This window comes from Rhizobium sp. 01T444, assembly GCF_056398305.1.
In genome coordinates, this window is record NZ_JBFTPD010000413.1 from 1 (window position 1) to 520 (window position 520).

Genomic DNA, 520 nt, shown 5'->3' on the forward strand with positions numbered 1-520 from the left:
ACATCGCGCTGTGGCTCGACAATCCGCCGCCGGTCGATCCCGTGCATGGCTCGGGCATCCTGTCGGCGGCGTACCTCGCGCTGTCCACGCCGGTGCTGCGCGACAAGCTCGCCGCGCCCGCCATCCGCAAGGCGTTGATCGGCGGCGGGCCCAGGCCCAGCCTGCTGCGCCATGCGCGCAACCTGCTGCGCGCGCCCTTCGGCACGGCCGCCTTCGTCACCCGCTTCCTGCATGGGCGCTACTTTGCCAAGACCCGGCTGCCGGGCTTCTTCGTCCACAGCCCGGGCAATCGCTACGCCCTGCACTACCACGCCGAACAGTCGCCCTTCGACCAGAGTCGCATCACGCTGGCCGACGCGCACGACCGGCTGGGTCTGCCGCGCGCGCGGATCGACCTGCGCTTTCACCGCGGCGATGCCGAATCGGTGGTGGCGGCGCACGCCGTGCTCGATGCGCACCTGCGCGCCCACGACATCGGCGAGCTGATCTACCAGTACCCCGAAGGCGAACGTGTCGACGC

The 520-nt window shown here is 71.0% G+C and carries 1 pseudogene; it reads left to right on the forward strand.

What is annotated here, in order from left to right:
- A pseudogene (locus tag AC1DTN_RS39220) lies at positions 1 to 520 on the forward strand (hypothetical protein); the annotation flags it as partial.